Here is a 17,248-nt window from a genome sequence, read left to right as displayed (position 1 = left end):
ATTCTTATTTATAGTTGTTATTGATGAAAACAAAAATATATAAATTAACTTAAATTGCAACTTTATTGATTTCTTTTTTCAAAAAAAATCCTTAAAAAAAACTTAAAATCTCGTCTTATGTCGAGAAAATCTGCGTTTTAACGAGCTTTTTGTTAAAATAGTTAAAACCAAAACTGTAAGATATTACACATAACAATTGTCAGGTTTTACAAAATTATAACCAAAAAAAATCCATAATTATCGCTTTTTCAAAAAAACTATTAACAAAATATTCTTAATATCTCTCTCAATTAATCCCTGTATTAACAAAAGCTAACATCAAAAACGAAAAAAATTAAGTTAAAAACGTAAATAAAAAACAGAAATAAAAAGTAGCCTAATAAACTTTTTCACGAAAATTTTTGACTATATCATTTTCTTATATCTTTGCTTCATGCAATTTTCACAAATTTTAGGTCAGGATTACATCAAAAGTCACTTGATAAAAAGTGCTGCTTCAGGACGAATTCCGCATGCACAATTATTCATTGGACCAGAAGGAAGTGGTACATTATCTACCGCCATTGCTTACGCGCAGTATATTTTATGCAACAACACCGGTAATGAAAACGAAAACGGCAACGATTCCTGTAATCTGAAGTTTCAAAATATTTCACATCCCGATTTGCATTTTATCTATCCGACAGTTACCACTGAAGATGTAAAAACAAAACCAAAGAGTCTGGATTTCATTCAGGACTGGCGCACTTTTATTCAGGAAATGCCTTATGGAGGTTTATTTGACTGGTATAAAATGTTGGGCGTTCAAAACAAACAAGGAGAAATTCGGGTAGAAGATGCTCAGGAAGTTTTAAAATCACTTTCGCTTAAATCATACGAGGGCGGTTATAAAATTATGATTATCTGGATGGCCGATAAAATGAATATCGCCGCTTCAAACAAATTATTGAAACTCTTAGAGGAACCATCAGATAAAACTATTTTTATTCTGATTTCTGAAAACGAAGAAGATATTATACAAACCATTCGATCTCGTTGTCAGGTAATACACTTTAATGGTTTACCTGAAAAAGTAATTACCGAAGCACTCGTTTCTCAGGAAAATATCGATTCAAACCAAGCCAAAAAAATTGCGCACCAGGCTCAGGGAAATTTCAACAAAGCACTTTCTTTATTAAAAGAAGATGATTCAGAGTATCCTTTTGAGCAATGGTTTGTCAATTGGGTTCGGGCCGCATTTAGGGCAAAAGGAAATGCAGCCGCTATTCAGGACTTAATTACCTGGAGTGAAGAAATTGCAGGTTTAGGTCGTGAAAGCCAGAAAAAATTCATTCAGTTTTGTATCGAAATGTTCAGACAGGCGCTTTTGCTAAATTATGAAGCTCCGAGTTTAGTTTACATTGAACCAAGGGTTGACAAATTCAAACTTGAAAATTTTGCTCCTTTTGTAAATGGGAACAACATTCACGACATTTTTAAAGAACTTTCAGATGCAATGTATCACATTGAAAGAAACGGAAATGCAAAAATAATTTTAACTGATTTATCTATAAAACTGACTCGTTTAATTCATAAAAAATAGTTTCCAAATGAATAATGTTGCCTCCATTTTACTGTTAGCTTTTTTAGCCTTAACTTTTTTACAATCAGGCTATGAAAAAATTTTTTACTGGAAAGATAATGTTGAATGGCTCAAAGGACATTTTGCCAAAACACCATTAAAAAACCAAGTACCGCTTGCCCTTGCACATCTTTTAGTTTTAGAATTAATTTCTGGAATTTTATGTGTTGTTGGCGCGATACAATTATTAACAAATAGTGGTCGTGAATTTGGTTTTTACGGCGCTATTTTTTCATGTATTTCTTTGTTAATGATGCTTTTTGGTCAGCGTTTGGCCAAAGATTACGATGGCGCAAGAACCATTGTAATTTATTTTATTCCGGCCGTTATGGCTGTTTATTGGTTGAATTAAAAAATATGTCACAGATTTCACGAATTAAAAAGATTTGAAAAAATCATTGAAATCTTTTAATCAGTGGCAAAAAATAAATTGTTTGCTATAGCAAACAGCAATTAAACTTCAAAAAAAATGAATCCAAAACATCCTTCAGAATCGCTGACTATATTAACTGATTTAGTTTTACCGAGCGAAACAAATCCTTTAAACAACCTTTTTGGTGGTGAATTATTAGCCCGTATGGATCGCGCTGCCAGTATTGCTGCCCGCAGACATTCACGCCGAATTGTAGTAACAGCTTCTGTAAATCACGTAGCTTTTAACAGAGCAATTCCCCTTGGAGCGGTAGTGACAATAGAAGCAAAGGTTTCCAGATCTTTTAAAAGTTCTATGGAAGCTTTTATTGATGTTTGGGTAGAAGACCGTGAATCCGGAAGCAGAACCAAAGCCAACGAAGCAATTTATACATTTGTTGCAGTGGATGATAGCGGAAGACCTGTCGAAGTTCCGGCAATTATACCGCAAACCGACTTAGAAATTCAGCGTTTTGATGCTGCTTTACGTCGTAAACAGTTGAGTTTACTGCTTGCAGGGAAAATAAAACCAGAAGAAGCTACAGAATTAAAGGCTTTATTTTTATAGTACATTTTGATACAATTTGGAACAATAAACTTCAAAAAAAAAGAAGTATTTTTACAAAATTACAAGCCTGATACAAATCTAAGTCAGTACGTTATTTAATTTCTGATTTATTTTGAGAATGAAAGAATTATAAAAATTTAGATGAAAGAAAAAGAAAAAAAAGAGATGAGTTCAGAGAAAGATGCCAAATTAAAAGCGTTACAACTTACGCTTGACAAACTAGATAAAACCTACGGAAAAGGTACCGTAATGAAAATGGGCGATAAAGCCATTGTAGAAGTTGAAACTATTTCTTCAGGTTCTCTTGGTGTCGATTTAGCTCTTGGAGTAAACGGTTATCCAAAAGGAAGAATTATCGAAATATACGGACCAGAATCTTCTGGTAAAACAACTTTAACTTTACACGCAATTGCAGAAGCTCAAAAAGCAGGCGGAATCGCTGCTTTTATAGATGCTGAACATGCTTTTGATAGAAACTATGCTGAAAAATTAGGCGTTGATATCGAAAACTTAATCATTTCTCAACCAGACAATGGGGAGCAGGCATTGGAAATTGCTGAAAACTTAATTCGTTCAGGAGCAATTGATATTGTGGTTATTGACTCGGTTGCTGCCTTGACACCTAAAAGTGAAATCGAAGGTGAAATGGGAGATTCTAAAATGGGTCTTCATGCACGTTTGATGTCCCAGGCTTTGAGAAAGTTAACGGGAACTATCAGTAAAACAAATTGTACTGTTTTCTTCATCAACCAGTTGAGAGAGAAAATTGGTGTTATGTTTGGAAACCCTGAAACTACAACGGGTGGTAACGCCTTAAAATTCTACGCTTCAGTACGTTTAGATATACGTCGTTCTTCTCAAATTAAAGATGGAGAAAACGTAATTGGAAACAGAACTAAGGTGAAGGTTGTAAAAAACAAAGTGGCTCCGCCTTTTAAAACTGCCGAATTCGACATTATGTACGGAGAAGGTGTTTCTAAAACAGGAGAAATTCTTGATTTGGCTGTTGAATTTGATATCGTTAAAAAAGCAGGATCATGGTTCAGTTATGGCGATACTAAATTAGGTCAGGGTCGTGATGCTGTAAAAGCTTTAATCAAAGACAATCCTGAATTGGCTGATGAATTAGAGGCTAAAATTAAAGCCCATATCAAAGAATTAGCAAACGCTTAAATCTTATATAAATATCCTTAAAACAAGGCTTTACATACAACCCGACAAGATTTAAAACTTGTCGGGTTTTTTATTTTAAAAATAATAGTAAAAATGACGCAACCTTTTTAAAACAATTCCATCTTATAGAGAGACATAAGAATTGGGTATCGTTATAAGTATCCAATTTGAAGGTTTTTAGAATAAATTTGGTTGATTTGTTTTAAATAAAAATCCGTTGGCTTGTTTGGTGCTGACGGGTTTTTATTCTTTCTAAAAAAATAATTTCATTTCAACGCAACCTTTTTCATTTTTTACTCTCTATAGTATTATGACGTTAACTTGAGTTCTAACCAAACTCTTTATTATCAACTCTTAAAGTCTTTTACTATGAAAGAAAAATTAGAAGTGTTGTTGAATAAAAACCGTAAAAAAACCAAACTAAAATTTAAAAAAGTATTACGCTTTATTTCAGAAAAAATTATCCATAGATAAGTTTTTGAATATAAAATGGGGGGTTTTAATTCAAAAGAAAAGCCGACTAATTCTAGTAATTAGCCGGCTTTTAAATTTTAAATTATGCTTTGTTTTTTACTTTTTGAAACTCAAGTAAACCTTTATAGATCACTTGTCTGACTTTATCCCGAAGTTCTTTTCTGCTTTCTCCTGTTAATCCTTTAGTTTCTATAAAAGGGAATATCTTTACTCTCATTTTCCCCGGACTACCACTTAAAAAGGTATACGAGAAACGTTCTTTATTATCGGCAAAAACAATTGGAACAATTGGAATTTGATGTTCAATCGCTAGGCGAAAAGCACCGTCTTTAAACTCATCCAATAAAATACTTTCATCGTCTGGAACTCCTCCTTCAGGAAATATACAAATACTAAGTCCTTGATTAAGTCGGCTTTGTGCTCTTTTGAAAACTTCATTTTTACTTCTTGAAGAATTTCTGTCCACCAAAATACAGGTTCTTTTATAGAAAAATCCAAATAACGGAATCTTTACCAATTCTTTCTTTCCCACAAAAACAAACGGATTTCTAACCACTGCCAAAGTCAGCATAATATCCGTCATTGAGGTATGATTGGCAACAATCATATAACTTTTATTCCTGATCAGCTTTTCCTGACGCTCTACCAGATAGTAGAACCCCATCCCAAAAAGGATAAATTTAGCCCAAATGCGGGCCATTTTAAAGAAATAGGGGTATCCGCTTTCAGAGATAATAGAAATCAGCAGAAATGGCAGCATAATCAATATCGGAATGGCCATTAAAACATAAAACCAAATGCGCCACAAAACCCAAAAAATAATTTTAATTCCTTTCATGGTTTCAAATGTAAGAAAAGCGAAACGAATTTTAATACCTGAATTTATTTAATGAATAATTTTACCGCAAAGCTCGCAAAGATTTTACGCAAAGTTCGCAAAGTTTATCTCCAAAACATTAATGATGTAAAGCCTATTTTTAAATAATATGATCTTTGGCTAACTTTCATTTGGGACCATCATCTAGTAAAAAAAACTTAGCGAACTTTGCGTAAAATCTTTGCGAGCTTTGCGGTTAAAAAAAACATCACGACCTTTGCTTTTTAAAGATCAAGAAAAACTAGAATGGCAAAAATACTAACTGGTGTTCAGAGTACTGGAACGCCACACTTGGGAAATTTATTAGGAGCAATCATACCTGCAATTGAATTATCGAATAATCCTGCAAATGAATCTTATTTGTTTATCGCTGATTTACATTCGATTACGCAAATTAAAGACGGTAAAACATTAAGAGAAAATACTTATAGCACCGCAGCGGCATGGCTTGCCTGTGGTTTAAATCCAGATAAAGTTACTTTTTACAGACAATCAGATGTGACGCAGACAGCCGAATTAACCTGGTACTTAAGCTGCTTTTTTCCATTTCAAAGATTGACTTTAGCACATTCTTTCAAAGATAAATCAGATCGTTTAGACGATGTTAACGCCGGACTTTTTACTTATCCGATGTTAATGGCGGCAGATATTTTGCTTTATGATGCTGAATTTGTACCGGTTGGAAAAGACCAATTACAGCATTTGGAAATAACCCGTGATGTTGCTTCCCGTTTCAACCATCAGATGGGTGAAACTTTTGTAATTCCAGAGGCTAAAATTCAGGAAGACAGTATGTTGATTCCGGGAACTAACGGCGGAAAAATGAGTAAATCTGCTAATAATATTATCAATATATTCCTTGACGATAAAACCTTGCGTAAGCAAGTGATGAGTATCGAAACCGATAGTACACCACTTGAAGCCCCAAAAAATCCAGATATCTGTAACGCTTTTGCTATTTATTCACTTTTAGCAAATGAATCACAAATCGCGGAAATGAGAGCGAATTATTTAGGCGGAAATTACGGTTACGGTCATGCCAAACAAGCTTTGTTTGAGTTGATTACCGAAAAATTTAAAACAGAAAGAGAAAAATACAATTACTACATAAACAACCTTGAAGAGGTTGATGCCTTGTTGAAAAAAGGTGCTAAAAAAGCATCGGTTGTTGCAGATGGTGTTTTGGCCAAAGTTCGAGAAGTTCTTGGATTTGGAAAGTAATTTTTTTTTGCCACCAATTACACGAATTTTAACGAATTAATTAGTGGGAATTTGTGTAATTTGTGGTAACTTTTTTAAATTCAAATCGCCTCAAACAATTTCCCTGGCAAAAGCCGAATAACTCCTTTAAGTTCCATATTCAAAAGCATTCCTGAGATTTTATAAATTGGAAAATCACATTGAAGCGCAATTACATCCAGCAATTCTTTTCCGTTCTTGAGCAGAAAATCATAAATCTTTTGCTCCTCCAATTCTAATTCTACGAACAATTGTTTCTGTACGGGTTTTGACTTTTTTTCAATGTCCCAATTCAACACATAAACTAAATCAGCAGCGCTGACGCGTTTCGACAATATTAATCAATTTTTTGTTTTTTAAATTAATATTTCCTGAAGTAAAAATCAAAACTGGCGAATCGATACAATGTTTGAGACGATCCGGGTAACTTTCATCCTGAAAAAAAGAAACATTTAGAGCGTTCGATTTAATGAATTCTAATTCCTTATTGGCCTTTTCAAAAACCGTCTTGTCTTTTAGATTCCGTAACAAAACCGAACCAACACCATCAATACCAGCAATTTGATTACTTTTAACTTTGAAAATAGCTTCAGGATTTCCAAAGTGAGTTAACAGTTTTTTGGCCATAATATCACCAATGCCATCTACTTTTAATTAGGCTAATAAATAAAATAATTCCTGGTCTGACATGGCTTCGAAAACAGTTATTTGAGAGGATAAAAAATATCTTTTAAAACAAATTATTTTGAAATTAAAAGAAGCGCAAATATATAAATTAGAAGTAAATTCTTATAAAAAATTAAAAGTTAAAGATTTCGTATCACTTTTGGTAAAAAGCTAATTTTATTTAACTAACTGAAAACGAATTGTCTATAAAATTATCAGAATTGTTAATAAAAATTGTGAATAAAATTTTGATAACTATATTGGATGTATAACTTTGTTACTATGAAAATCGAAACTTATATAGCACAGTTATTGTATCGTTATCAGTGTGTAACGGTTCCAGGGTTTGGAGCATTTTTAACCGAAATTCAATCGGCGCAGCTTAATTCAAGTACAAATTCGTTTACTCCACCGAGAAAAACGATCGCATTTAACAGTCTTTTGAAAAACAATGATGGTTTGTTGGCAAATCATATTGCGCTAACAGAAAAAACATCCTATGGATTTGCTGTAAGTGCTATTGCATTTCAAGTTTTAAGCTGGCAAAAGACGTTAGAGGAATCTGGTGTTTTAAATATTAAAAACATCGGTGATATTCGTCTAAATGCCGATAATAATATGGTTTTCACTCCAAGTGATCAAACTAATTATCTAACGAGTTCTTTCGGATTAAGTCCGTTTGTTGCTCCTATGGTAAAAAGAGAAAATTTTGAGAAAAAATTACAGGAAATTGAGGAATCTAAAGTATATCAATTACATGATTCGGAAGAAGAATCAAAATCTTCAAATTCTTTCCTAAAATATGCAGCAATTTTTGTTTTAGGTCTTGGCATTACAGGAAGCATCGGTTATCCTTTATACCAAAATCAGATCACTTCAAAAACGCTTATAGTAGAAAATGCGGTTCAGAAAAAAGTAGAGAACAAAATTCAGGAAGCTACATTCTTTATCGAGAATCCACTACCTGCAGTAACTTTATCTGTCGATTCTGCAAAAACAGAAGTTGTAAAAGTAATGCCTTATCACATAATGGCAGGTGCATACAGAAGTGAAGAGAATGCAAGAAAAGCTTATAACCAACTGGTTAAAGATGGTTACGAAGCGAGAATGCTTGGTGAAAACAAGCATGGCTTATTCCCGGTTTTATACGGAAGTTATGCCACAATGGCTGAAGCTGCAAAAGCACAAAAAGAAATACAAAAAGGTGAAAATCCAGATGCCTGGATTCTAGTCGAAAATCTATAAAATTTAAAAAGCCTAATCTTTCGATTAGGCTTTTTTTTGGCCTATTCTATTCCTAAAAAAACCTTTTACGTCAATATACATTCTCAGCGGCACATACTTTAGATTCAAATAAATCTACAAAAAATTATGTGTTACAAATTAAAATTATTCGTTGTTTTTGTCCTCTTTCTAAATGTGCAGTCGTTTTATTATCAGCAAATTATAACTTCAAAAAAAGCAGAAATTGCGTCAGAAAAAAAAGCTAAAAAATCATCTGAAAAATATCAAAGAAAGCTAAACGACGAACAAAAGAAACTAAAAAAAGAAGAAAAACAAGTTCAAAAACATCAAAAAGACCTGAAAAATTCTGAAAAGACACTTGATGCAACCAATAAAAAAATTGAAAAATTAGAATCGGCCAATCAAAAACTTGCTTCAAAAATCAATACTGGTTTAACTTCTGATGAAACAATTCAAAAACAACAAATAAAATTGAAAGAGAATGAAATTGAAATTCAGAAACTTAAACTCAAAAAAATAGAACAACAACAAAAACTTAAGAAACTAAAATCAGCCTATTAAAACAAAAGCCTGTTTCACATGAAACAGGCTTTAATTATTTGGCAATTATTTTAGCGTTTTGCGCAAGGATCACTTTACCTCCCTGATAAATAGTTAGTTTCGCCGGAGGCGCATTTTTTTCGCCAGCCACTATAAAGGCGCATTCATACGTATAATTTTCCTTCTTAAATTCGTATTGGTGGTTTCCTCCACTTCCTTCTACCACAAAATTTCCTCTATAAATTATTAGATCAGGCTTTTCACTCATCGCTTTCTCAATTGGCCAGGAAACATAGCGATAATTCTCATTTCCCAAATTATCAATTCTGATTCTGAATTTTTCTGTTTCCAGAACACAGACTGGTTTTAGAAAAAAGGCAATACTGGAATCCAACCCCTTTTTTTGATCGGAAATTAGTTTCTTTTTGAGCTCAATCTCTGCTTGTGACTGGTAATTTACACTGGTTAAACGGCCATCAAAATCCATCCACACATTGCCCTGATTCAGCATTATTCCGCGCCAACCCATATCAGACCAGTCTTTTGCGGGATCTGATTTTGTAATTTCATTTTTTAAAGTAGTATCGAAAATTTCATCATACCGTTTGATAAAATCAGATTTGTCCATAATATCAGGTATTGGATATTCGCGTTTTAAAGGATAAGCAACCATTTCTGCGATCGCCTCTTTCTTGTCGCTTTTAATCGTATCAATAAAACTTTTGACACATTTTTGATACTCAGGTTTTACAGTCTGAGCCGAAACGAAAGCACCCACAAACAGTAGTAAAACCAAAAACAGATTTACTTTTTTCATATTAAAAACACTTTAATTGATTATTAATCTGATTATTAAGTTCTGAATATAAAAGTAATTAATTTATGCTTTCAGATAAAAACTTTAAATTTATAACGCATTAATTCATCTCATTATTATTTTGATAAAAACCAAAAAACCTGTTCCACATGAAACAGGTTTTTGTTATTTGGTCACTATTTTTGCATTTTGATTGAGAATCTCTTTTCCATTCTGAGAGATTGATAAATAAGCTGGCGGAGAGTCATCTGTTCCGATTACGATAATATAACATTCATACAAATAAGCGTCTTTTTTAAATTCATAATGGCTGTTCCCTCCGCTTCCATCAGAGATCCATTTTCCATTAGTGATTATTAAATCTGGCTTTTGACTCATCGGGTTTTTAATCGACCAGGAAGCGTATCTGTAATTATCGTTACCTAAATCGTCAATTCTGATTCTGAATTTTGAAGTTTCCAAAACATAAACCGGAGCTTTAAAAGTGGCAATTGAAGGATGAAGTTTTCCTTTTTCGTCTGCAATTAATTTGTTTTTAAGATCTTTCTCCGCCTGGGATCGATAATTGATTGTGATTACTTTCCCGGTTGTATCCATCCATATATCTCCCTGCCCCAGCATTATACCGCGCCAACCCATTTCAGACCAATCTTTTGAAGGATTAGAGTTTATGATTTCTTTCTTGAGCGTTGCATCAAAAATTTGATCGTATCGTTTTATAAAATCAGCTTTGTTTCTAACGACAGGAATTGGGTATTCTCTTCCAAGTGGAAAAGAAATAAAAGCGGCCACTTCTTCTCTGTTGTTACTTTTTACATTGGAAATAAAGCTTTTGACGAATTTTTGATATTCTGGTTTTAAATCCTGACCCGAAACATTTTGAATGCACAAAGCAATAAATATAACGCAAATTATCTTTCTCATAATTTTCTATTTTACATAATGTTTGATTGGTAAATTCCAATTATCTAACACTAAGTTACAAAATACAAAATCAATTAATGCTGGCTTTGTACATTTTAAGTTCGTCCCAGGTAAATTCGTCGCCGTGTTCTTCTTTCAGGCCATTCAGGGATTCTTCCTGATAAAACTCAAAAGCTTCTCTTAATGCCAGGATTTTATCGTATGGCAAGACATCAGAAATATCAACTTTCTTCGCCTGAATTAATTTAACCAAGTGCATTTCAATAGTTTGAACGGTAAGTTTTCTGATTCTGGCAATATCCTGAATAGAGTTTTTTTCCAACCACAAATCATGCGTTTCTTCCACGGTAGTTTTCTTTACTTCTTTTGGCGCACTTTTATCTAATTTTCTGGCTGTATAACGAACTGTAGGCTCATCCAATTTAAAAATATCGGTATTCGACATATTAAATTCCTCACGGATCTTATTAACCTTGTCTGTTTTGTAGTTTTTAATCGCTGTAGACGTCAATTTCTCTTTACTGATGGTTTCACCTGCCACGACGATTTCTATAAGCAATTTGGCCTTCATTAAGCGTAAAACGGCTTTGGTCTGCAAATCGTCTAAAAGAGCCAGTTCTTCATAAAATTCCTTTACTTTTTTAAACTTCTGAATTTCAGCCATTTTCTGCAAAAGATCGGTTACCAGCTTATCCATCGGTTTGAAAAAGTAATCATAAGCCGCCACTACTCTTTCCTGCACAAAAACCAAATCGACAGTTTCTTTACTGAAAATCTTATTAAGCTGCTGAACGAATTTTTGAGAGGGGTCAACCAACGAATCAATCGTTTCTAAACGTTTATGTGCCCACACAGAATGTTTTGCTTTTTCTGAGTTTACGGCATTTTCATTATAGCTAAAACGATGGTTTCGCCATTCTTGAGCCAAATCAGTCCAATTAAAACTGTTAATCAAATAGTTATGAATGAAGTTTTTGGTTTCAAAGTGTAGTGAATTTTTTAGAACTTCTTCCGTAGCTTTATTCAAAGCATAGTCCATCACATCCTGATCGTTCGAAATACCATTCATTTGTAGCGGAGAAAGCAAAATAAGGCCGTTTAAGGACGTTAAGCGGGATAATGCCACATATGCTTGTCCGGGAACAAAAACTTGCGATACATCGAGCGCAGCTTTCTCAAAAGTTAGTCCCTGACTTTTATGCACCGTAATTGCCCAGGCCAATTTTAGCGGATAATGCGCAAATGTGCCCAAAACTTCTTCTTCAATCTCTTTTGTCAGCTCGTTTACTTTGTAGCGAATGTTTTTCCACTCGTACTTCTCAACTTCAATGGTTTTATTCTCTTCCGGAAAATGAACAAAAATTTCCTCCGGAGAAAGGGATTTGATAACGCCCATTTTTCCGTTGAAATAGCGCTTTTCAAATGACAAATCGTTCTTTACAAACATGACTTGTGCACCAACCTTCAACTTTAAATTTTCCTCCACCGGAAAGATTTTTTCAGGGAAATCCCCAACCACAAACGGTTGATAAGCATGTTCATTTCCTGCCAAATCGCCTATCGCCTGCTCGTTCATCGAATCGGCTTTTGCGTTATGCGTGGTCAATGTTATATAACCCAGATTATTCTTTAAATCGAAATCCGGTTTTACATATTCGTTCAAAATCTGAATATCCTGAGGTGTAATCTGATTGTTTCGAAGATTGTTCAAAACCGAAATGAATTTATCATCACTCTGGCGATAAATCTTAGATAATTCAATGTATAAAGGAGGATTTTGCTGAATTACATGCGAGTGGAAAAAGAATTTTCCCTTGTAATAATTACGCAAAGTGCGCCATTCTTCATCCCGAATTACGGGTGGTAATTGCAATAAATCGCCAATAAACAGCACCTGAACACCTCCAAAAGCACGTGTATTTCTGCGCACCGTCTGCATCATAAAGTCAATAGCGTCAAGCAAATCCGCACGTAGCATACTCACTTCATCAATTATTAACAACTCCATGTTTCTAATCACGTTGCGCTTAACATTGTTCATTTTGAAATGCCTTCGCAGCGACTCTTTATTTTCGAATTTTACCGTTTCCGTAAACTGTGAACTCTCTTCATAAGTCGGTAAAAAAGCTGAAAATGGAAGCTGAAACATCGAATGAATGGTCACACCGCCAGCGTTTAGTGCTGCAATTCCGGTAGGTGCCACCACAACCGTGTTTTTATGTGTAGTCGCAATGATTTCACGCAATAAAGTCGTCTTTCCTGTACCTGCTTTACCGGTCAGAAAGATAGATTTTTGCGTTTGATTAATGAATTGTAAGGTGTAAGCAGCAGCTTCTGAAACGTTTTGCATTGGGCGTGTATTGAAATACCAAAAGTATCGCGTTTTTATAAAAGAAAAAACCTAAATCTTGACAGATTTAGGTTTTTAATTTAGTTAGTTTGTTTGGTATTATTTTTTAGCTTCTTCTTTAGCCGGAGCTTCCGTTTTAGGTTCAGCTTTATATTTATCGTTTAAAGCTTTAATGATATCTTTTGTGATGTCATATTTCTCTTCAGCGTATAAAATTGATGCTGCATCTCCTGTACCGTAGATATAAGAATAACCGTTTTTCTTACCGTAATCTTTGATGAATTTTTTAACTCCATTGATTAGAGAATCCATTTCAACACCACTTTCTTGTTGCAATTGTTGAGATAATGCTTGTTGAGCATAACCAAGTTGTTGCTCTCTTTTTTGCAATTCAGCTCCTCTTTGTTGTGCCCAAGCTTGTCCGTTTGCTTGTGCCTGACTTTGAAAATTAGCAGCGTCTTGTTTAAAACGAGTAATTTCCGCTTGTAGCTGTCTTCCTTTTTCTTCTGCCTGAGCTTTGTATTTTGCTTCAAGATCTTTCGCTTCAGTGTACTCCTTCATTAAAACTGAAGTATCAACGTAAGCTGTTTTTACTTCCTTAACCTCTGTTGCTTTATTACACGAAACAACCAAAATTGAAAGTGCGATAATTACTAATGCTTTTTTCATTTTCTAAATTTCTATTTTTTTTAATGTATTGAAGACAAAAATATAAAAAAATAAATAGCACCAACATAAAGTTTAAAAAATGCTATAATTTTATGATATTGTTTTTATTTATGGAAAGAAAAATGTCAATAATTCAACACTATTAAAACTGGCTTTAATAGCTTTCATTAGAAACGTTTTCTCAAAAAAGACATAAATTCCCCTCAATTAAGGTGAAAAAATGGCAGAAACACGCTTAAATTGCGTTTTACTTGTTTTTTAAGACATAAATGTGGGATGAATACTCTTTTGAACTGCTCGCTTTTAAATTTGATTTTAATCCGACGAAAAAAGCACTAATATAATTCATTTTTCCAGTTTTGTATTTTTCGGATAATAAACTCACGTAAAAAGAATCAAATTTCATTGGAAGCACTTTTTCCAATCTCATATCTACTTTTTCAAAAAGTGATTGAATGGCTTTTTTTGAGAAATGCCAAAAATGAATTGGCACATCATAAGCTGCCCAAAATTCATTATAATATTTTGCGTCGTACGATTTAAAATTTGGAACCGCAACAATTAATGTTCCAGTTGGTTTTAGTAAACGCTTCAATTCCTGAATTTGAAGTTCTAAATTTGGAACGTGTTCCAAAACGTGCCACATGGTAATTACGTCAAAAGAATTATTTTCAAGTGCGTCAATTTCGTTCACAAAGGAAATTCCTTTTTGTATCGCAATATTTTTTGCTCGCTCGCTTGGTTCCACTCCAACTGTTTCCCAACCGTCATTTTTTGCTGTCAACAAAAAATCTCCTGTTCCAGCACCAATGTCTAAAATTCTTCCTCTATGAGGTTGTTCGGAATTAATTAAATTCAATTTATTCTTTAAAGCAATATTTTTTACAAAATGATATGCTTTTTCAAATAAGGACCTTTTGTTATCTGTATGCGAAATGTAATCTTCACTTTCGTAATATCTTCCCAGATTTTCTAAAGCGGGTTGTGGAGATGTAATCAGCATATCTAAAGTTTCATCATAATACAACTCAAAAATTTCTTTCGAAACAGAATGATCTTTTACAGTGAGAAAATGTTTTTTGTTTAAAACGTCCATTTTATAATTAGTAGGTATTTGGTTTATTTTTAGGGTTTATTTTTTTATATCTTTTAGTGTTTCCAATTTATCTTCACACCCGACATCTTTTCATTTTCAATTCTAATTGCTGTCAAAATTGTAAAACCGTTTTTAATATAAAACGGCATTGGAGATCTATAATATTTTTCATTTTGTTTCACTTCATTTTCATGATCGATAACCCAACCATTCAAACTCGCATTGTTCTTTTTTAATTCATTTATTAAAAGCGAACCATTTCCTTTTCCTTGTATTTGGTGGTTCAAAATTATAGCAAACCAATCTTCTCCTTCTCTCAAAAAAGTAAATGCCCAGCCGTTAATTTTATTTGAATCATCAAGCAGCAAATAATGTTTTGTATTAGAAAGTCCGTTTAAATACAATTCAAAATCTTCATTATTTTTCAAATGCAATCGTACCGGATATTCTTCGTTCCAAAGTTCACGCAAAACCGCTTTCTCGTCTAAAGACAGTATTTCCTTTTCTACAATCTTCATAAAAATAAATTTTAGATTTTAGATTATTCAAATAGTTTCACGTGGAACAATTGCTTTTTTGTTTCAAGTTTTTCTTGTTTCAAGTTTCAGACTAAATCCTCAAACTAAAATTGTTTCAGGTTTCACGTTCCAGAACTTGAAACTTGAAACCTGAAACAAAATAAACTTTTCTTTATCTTCCCATGTAGATCAAAAGTACCGAAATATCACTCGGTGAAACTCCACTGATTCTTGACGCTTGTGAAATGGTAACAGGTCGAATTTTACTTAATTTCTGTTTGGCTTCAATCGACATCGATTTGATTTTATTGTAATCGAAATTCTCCGGAATTTTCACTTCTTCTAAACGAGTTAGTTTATCCGCATTATTTCTTTCCTTTTCTATATAACCAGAATACTTGACCTGAATTTCTGCTTGTTCCAGAATTTCCTGATCAACGTCATTTGCTTCGATATACTCTTTTACTTTTTCAAATTTCATCATGTCCTCCAAATCAATTTGTGGACGAGAAAAAACTTTAAACATTTTATCACCTTGTGTAATTGGAGCAGTTTCTTTTGCTTCTAAAATTGGATTTGTTTCAGCAACCGAGACACTCGTCTCTTTGAAGAAGGCAACCATTTTCTCAGACTCGTTTAATTTCTTTTCCATTCGGCGCAAACGAGCTTCAGAAGCCAAACCAATTTCATGTGACATTGGCGTCAATCTGAAATCGGCATTATCCTGACGCAACAATGTTCTGTATTCTGCTCTTGATGTAAACATACGATAAGGCTCCTCCGTTCCTTTCGTAATTAAGTCGTCGATCAATACTCCAATATAAGCTTCGTCACGTTTTAAAATTAACGGCGCTTTTTCGTGCACTTTTAAATGCGCATTTATTCCGGCCATCAAACCTTGCGAAGCTGCCTCTTCATATCCTGTCGTTCCATTAATCTGTCCGGCAAAATACAACCCTTCCACTAACTTTGTTTCCAAAGTATGTTTCAATTGTGTTGGTGGAAAATAATCATATTCGATTGCATAACCTGGACGGAAAAATTTTACTTTCTCAAATCCGGCAACTGAACTTAAAGCTTTAAATTGAATATCTTCTGGAAGCGAAGTTGAAAATCCGTTCACATAAACTTCACAAGTATTCCATCCTTCCGGCTCAACAAAAAGTTGATGACGTTCCTTATCAGCAAAACGATTTATTTTATCTTCAATCGAAGGACAGTATCTTGGACCAAGACTTTTGATTCTTCCGTTGAACATTGGTGAACGATCAAAACCTTCTCTCAAAATATCATGAACATCCAAAGACGTGTATGTCATGTGACAAGATCTTTGATGCGTCAATGGAGTTGTCAAATCAGAATAAGAAAACTTATCCGGCTTTGCATCTCCTTTTTCCTCATTCATTTTAGAATAATCCAAAGAACGTCCATCCACTCTCGGAGGTGTTCCTGTTTTCATTCTACCCGATTCAAATCCTGCTTTCACCAAATCTTCGGTAATTCCGGTTGCGGCACTTTCTCCTGCTCTTCCTCCTCCAAATTGTTTTTCTCCAATATGAATCAAACCATTTAAAAAAGTTCCGTTTGTCAAGACGACAGATTTAGATCGAATCTCTACTCCCAACGAAGTTTTGATTCCTTTTATCTTTCCGTTCTCGATAATCAAACCTTTTACCATCTCCTGGTAGAAATCCAAATTTGGAGTACCCTCCAACATCATTCTCCATTCTTCAGCAAAACGCATTCGATCACTTTGAACTCTCGGCGACCACATTGCAGGTCCCTTTGATTTGTTCAACATCTTAAATTGAATTGCGGTTCGATCTGAAACAATTCCAGAGTATCCTCCCAACGCATCAATCTCACGCACGATTTGTCCTTTTGCAATTCCACCCATCGCTGGGTTACAAGACATCTGTGCAATGTTCTGCAGGCTCATCGTAACCAATAAGGTTTTCGATCCCAAATTTGCGGCAGCGGCCGCAGCTTCAGATCCAGCATGACCTGCACCAACTACTATAACATCGTATTCTTCTAAAAACATTTTATCTTTTATTCTC

15 protein-coding genes and 1 pseudogene are annotated in these 17,248 nt (G+C 33.9%); 7 read left to right on the top strand and 9 right to left on the bottom strand.

Annotation, left to right across the window (positions count from 1 at the left end):
* Positions 1–433 precede the first annotated feature (433 nt).
* The 4 genes from Q7C23_RS02185 to recA all read left to right on the top strand — a co-directional run bounded on the left by Q7C23_RS02185 (position 434) and on the right by recA (position 3,773).
* On the top strand, positions 434–1,582 hold the full coding sequence (locus Q7C23_RS02185; protein ID WP_375030967.1) for an ATP-binding protein: 1,149 nt from the start codon (positions 434–436) through the stop codon (positions 1,580–1,582).
* Positions 1,583–1,589: 7 nt separating this feature from the next.
* On the top strand, positions 1,590–1,973 hold the full coding sequence (locus Q7C23_RS02180; protein ID WP_026982373.1) for a DoxX family membrane protein: 384 nt from the start codon (positions 1,590–1,592) through the stop codon (positions 1,971–1,973).
* A 117-nt stretch (positions 1,974–2,090) separates the two neighbouring features.
* A complete protein-coding gene (locus Q7C23_RS02175) occupies positions 2,091–2,600 on the top strand; it encodes an acyl-CoA thioesterase (RefSeq protein ID WP_194656448.1) in 510 nt (169 codons plus the stop codon).
* 165 nt (positions 2,601–2,765) lie between these two features.
* Positions 2,766–3,773, top strand: a complete 1,008-nt coding sequence (recA, locus tag Q7C23_RS02170) for a recombinase RecA (RefSeq protein ID WP_086065163.1) — start codon at positions 2,766–2,768, stop codon at positions 3,771–3,773.
* A 556-nt stretch (positions 3,774–4,329) separates the two neighbouring features.
* Here recA and Q7C23_RS02165 read toward each other — a convergent pair.
* Complete coding sequence (locus tag Q7C23_RS02165; RefSeq protein ID WP_375030966.1) at positions 4,330–5,085, bottom strand: lysophospholipid acyltransferase family protein; 756 nt, start codon at positions 5,083–5,085, stop codon at positions 4,330–4,332.
* A gap of 285 nt (positions 5,086–5,370) precedes the next feature.
* Here Q7C23_RS02165 and trpS point away from each other — a divergent pair, with 285 nt between their 5' ends.
* On the top strand, positions 5,371–6,345 hold the full coding sequence (gene trpS / locus Q7C23_RS02160) for a tryptophan--tRNA ligase (protein WP_375030965.1): 975 nt from the start codon (positions 5,371–5,373) through the stop codon (positions 6,343–6,345).
* Between the two features lie 80 nt (positions 6,346–6,425).
* Here the strand turns inward: trpS and Q7C23_RS02155 are convergent.
* Positions 6,426–7,002, bottom strand: a pseudogene (locus Q7C23_RS02155) (DNA-processing protein DprA).
* 309 nt (positions 7,003–7,311) lie between these two features.
* Between Q7C23_RS02155 and Q7C23_RS02150 the strand changes: the two are divergent.
* Positions 7,312–8,274, top strand: coding sequence for an SPOR domain-containing protein (locus Q7C23_RS02150; protein WP_375030964.1), 963 nt, complete (start codon positions 7,312–7,314; stop codon positions 8,272–8,274).
* Between the two features lie 126 nt (positions 8,275–8,400).
* On the top strand, positions 8,401–8,835 hold the full coding sequence (locus Q7C23_RS02145) for a hypothetical protein (RefSeq protein WP_375030963.1): 435 nt from the start codon (positions 8,401–8,403) through the stop codon (positions 8,833–8,835).
* 34 nt (positions 8,836–8,869) lie between these two features.
* On the opposite strand, the gene Q7C23_RS02140 is transcribed toward Q7C23_RS02145, so the two are convergent.
* The 7 genes from Q7C23_RS02140 to mnmG all read right to left on the bottom strand — a co-directional run bounded on the left by Q7C23_RS02140 (position 8,870) and on the right by mnmG (position 17,232).
* Positions 8,870–9,631 carry a hypothetical protein gene (locus tag Q7C23_RS02140; protein ID WP_375030962.1) on the bottom strand — a complete coding sequence of 254 codons (762 nt, stop codon included), beginning with the start codon at positions 9,629–9,631 and terminating at the stop codon, positions 8,870–8,872.
* 165 nt (positions 9,632–9,796) lie between these two features.
* Positions 9,797–10,555, bottom strand: a complete 759-nt coding sequence (locus Q7C23_RS02135) for a hypothetical protein (RefSeq protein ID WP_375030961.1) — start codon at positions 10,553–10,555, stop codon at positions 9,797–9,799.
* A 70-nt stretch (positions 10,556–10,625) separates the two neighbouring features.
* A complete protein-coding gene (locus Q7C23_RS02130; RefSeq protein ID WP_375030960.1) occupies positions 10,626–12,905 on the bottom strand; it encodes a helix-turn-helix domain-containing protein in 2,280 nt (759 codons plus the stop codon).
* A gap of 99 nt (positions 12,906–13,004) precedes the next feature.
* Positions 13,005–13,574 carry an OmpH family outer membrane protein gene (locus tag Q7C23_RS02125; protein ID WP_375030959.1) on the bottom strand — a complete coding sequence of 190 codons (570 nt, stop codon included), beginning with the start codon at positions 13,572–13,574 and terminating at the stop codon, positions 13,005–13,007.
* Positions 13,575–13,821: 247 nt separating this feature from the next.
* Complete coding sequence (locus Q7C23_RS02120; RefSeq protein ID WP_375030958.1) at positions 13,822–14,670, bottom strand: class I SAM-dependent methyltransferase; 849 nt, start codon at positions 14,668–14,670, stop codon at positions 13,822–13,824.
* A 53-nt stretch (positions 14,671–14,723) separates the two neighbouring features.
* A complete protein-coding gene (locus Q7C23_RS02115) occupies positions 14,724–15,188 on the bottom strand; it encodes a hypothetical protein (protein WP_375030957.1) in 465 nt (154 codons plus the stop codon).
* 172 nt (positions 15,189–15,360) lie between these two features.
* Positions 15,361–17,232, bottom strand: a complete 1,872-nt coding sequence (mnmG, locus tag Q7C23_RS02110; RefSeq protein ID WP_375030956.1) for a tRNA uridine-5-carboxymethylaminomethyl(34) synthesis enzyme MnmG — start codon at positions 17,230–17,232, stop codon at positions 15,361–15,363.
* Between the last annotated feature and the right edge of the window lie 16 nt (positions 17,233–17,248).

This window comes from Flavobacterium sp. LAR06 (genome assembly GCF_041946075.1).
Classification (GTDB): domain Bacteria; phylum Bacteroidota; class Bacteroidia; order Flavobacteriales; family Flavobacteriaceae; genus Flavobacterium.
Note: the sequence above shows the minus strand (reverse complement) of the source record. Positions and strands in the feature narration are given on the sequence as shown.